We start from the raw sequence: 2,629 nt of genomic DNA, 5'->3' as shown, positions 1-2,629 counted from the left end.
TGCCTTCATAGCCTATAGATAACGTATTTCCACTTAACTCATGAGACCACTCATCTATTAGAAATCTTTCAGTAAGATTATTCTCCTCGTAGTTTCTTAAAGTTTCTTCTAATTGTATGTTTTCTGCTTCTAGTGCTTGAACTTCTTCCTCCGTCAAAAGCTCTAAGTGGTTATTAGGAATGAGCTCATAAACTAACATCGCCACAAACAGTATGGCAATATATGTGAAAATAAAAGATTTTTTAAGCTGCAACGAACCATTTATACTTTTTGTACCCTTCTTTATCCCCCATACTACTATTAAAAGTAATAGAACGAGAGGGAGCAAGCCTATTAGGAATGCTGTCCATATACTACTCATGCTCGTACCTCCCACCTATTAGCCAAGGCAGCTGAGATTAAAAAGAAAATTACGGTCACACCAAATATTTTCAGCATAAATAACCATAAATCTCCATCCATAAAGAAGAACCTCAAGACCTTAAGCCAAACAGTGCTCATGGTCATCACTAGCCCCATAAAAACTACAAAGGGTATAAATATTAATGCCTTATGCTTTTGACCTAACGCTCCGATTAAATATCCAAAGGAAGTGAACATCCATATTAAGATAAATAGTAAAAGCAAAGTTTGTATGGTCTGCATAGGCTCATCCAATATCCCTGGGCCATCAATAAACACCACGTTACTAAACAATACCTGATATAATCTCAACAAATACGTACATAAAAAAGTTGTAACCGATGCAACGGCACTGACAATCATCAGCACAGCAATATTCGCGACGTTGCTACTTAATCTCGTGGAAACAAATGTAAAATCATCATAGCGATAAGCCTTCGTAGTGATTAAGTTTCCTACAAATACTGCCCATGCAGCTACAAAGAGGAAGACACCATCAAGTGTGTATGTGCTGATAGTAATTTCTGTGCCAATACTACTTGTTCCCATCATTCCCGTACTACTAGTAAGAAGTAATCCTAATATTTGTATAAATATGAGAGATAGAACAGCCCCTATATATGCCTGTAATTTGAACTTTACCTGTGTCTTTATCACACTTGCTAAACTGACATTACTTAAAAACATCATCAATCCCCTCCTTTGTTTCACTCGTCACATACATACACACATCGCTCGCCGATAAAGCCTGTAGCATAGCACCCTCTGTGCGAGCCTTCTCTATGGAAGAACTGTATTTTACAACGACATATTTTCTTTGATGATCTAACTGCTTGGAGAAATAAACCTCTTCTCCTTGCGTCCATCTTTCAATGTCAGTTGCATTCCCCTGTAATCCCACGGCATACTCTCTTATTTCGTCAAGCGGTTGATGTAAGACCACCCTTCCTTGGTGTACCAAGAGGATATCCTCCAACAAGTGCTCTATCTCTGCTAAATGATGGCTAGAGATCAAAATAGAACGAGGATGAGCTATATAATCCTTTAGCAACGCTCGGTAAAAGTCTGACCTTACTGCTTCATCCATCCCATTCATCGGTTCATCAAGCAGGGTTAGCTCACAACGAGTAGAGAGCCCAAAGATTAGATTAAACGTAGCAGCTGTTCCTTTAGATAAGCTTGAATGCTTAAGCTTCGGATTTAATTTAAAGTAGTCAAATAGGCGTTTGGCCAACTCTGCATCCCATTTGCTATAGAAAGTCTCAGCGACCTTTAAAATTTCTCCCAAGTTTAACGAATCGGGAAAGGTCATCGTATCATCTACCAAAATACTATTCGCTGAGACTAACAAATCATTATAAGGATTTCTCTCAAAAACACGTACTTCTCCAGAGGTAGGTGGCATAAAACCTGCTAGTATTTTAAGCAATGTTGTCTTTCCTGCGCCATTACGACCAATAATACCAGTTATTTTTTGATCACTTAACTGAAATGTTATTTTTTCTAAAGCATTCATCTGACGGTAACTTTTTTGAACATCAAAACATTCAATTACCTTCATAAGGTTTCACCTCGCATTTATGTATAAGCTGAATTAGCTCCTCTTTGGTAATCGACAATCTGTCAGCCTCTAAAACTAAATCGGACACCATTTGCATAAGTGTCTGGTTTTTCCGTCTGCCTAAAATCATTGTCTTAGCGTCTGTCGCCACAAACATCCCAAGTCCCCTTTTCTTATATAAAATCTTTTCATCTACTAGTATCGTTAACCCCTTCGCAGCAGTTGCTGGATTAATATTAAACAGCTCAGCTAGCTGATATTGAGAATATATCTTTTCGTCATCCTTAAAACGATCAGCTATAATTTCATTTTCTAGCCATTCCGCAATTTGTACGTAGATGGGCTTAGCACTATCCGAATTTAAAATCATTGCGGTAAGTCTCCTCTCAACCTAAATTTAGTGCATTAGTGATGTAATGTAGTATATAATATTAAAATGTAATTGTCTATACAATTTGGACAATAAAAAAATCACACCCTTAGGATGTGATCAAGAACTCAAAGAATTTATTCCCGATAAAGAACTTCATAAAGATAATTAATATGAAGGTAGCTCCTATTAAGAGGTACCCTACTATATTTTTTATATTCATACGACTAATTTAGCTCTATATCAAAATTTAAGTTAATCGGTTCTGCTGGCATATTATCTGGAGCTTTTAAATT

Annotated in this window: 4 protein-coding genes; all 4 read right to left on the bottom strand. The window is 36.9% G+C overall.

The features are described 5' to 3' along the window. A partial coding sequence (locus AC06OU_RS15185; RefSeq protein ID WP_475856891.1) for a hypothetical protein occupies positions 1–361 on the bottom strand: 361 nt, incomplete at its 3' end. Beyond that, positions 358–1,092 (bottom strand): hypothetical protein, encoded by a 735-nt coding sequence (locus AC06OU_RS15180; protein WP_475856889.1) that lies wholly within the window; start codon positions 1,090–1,092, stop codon positions 358–360. The genes AC06OU_RS15185 and AC06OU_RS15180, both read right to left, overlap by 4 nt. Further along, a complete protein-coding gene (locus AC06OU_RS15175) occupies positions 1,076–1,963 on the bottom strand; it encodes an ATP-binding cassette domain-containing protein (protein WP_475856887.1) in 888 nt (295 codons plus the stop codon). The genes AC06OU_RS15180 and AC06OU_RS15175 overlap by 17 nt, the downstream gene beginning before the upstream one ends. After that, on the bottom strand, positions 1,950–2,333 hold the full coding sequence (locus AC06OU_RS15170) for a GntR family transcriptional regulator (RefSeq protein WP_475856886.1): 384 nt from the start codon (positions 2,331–2,333) through the stop codon (positions 1,950–1,952). The genes AC06OU_RS15175 and AC06OU_RS15170 overlap by 14 nt, the downstream gene beginning before the upstream one ends. Between the last annotated feature and the right edge of the window lie 296 nt (positions 2,334–2,629).

This window comes from Psychrobacillus sp. (genome assembly GCF_056205495.1).
Note: the sequence above shows the minus strand (reverse complement) of the source record. Positions and strands in the feature narration are given on the sequence as shown.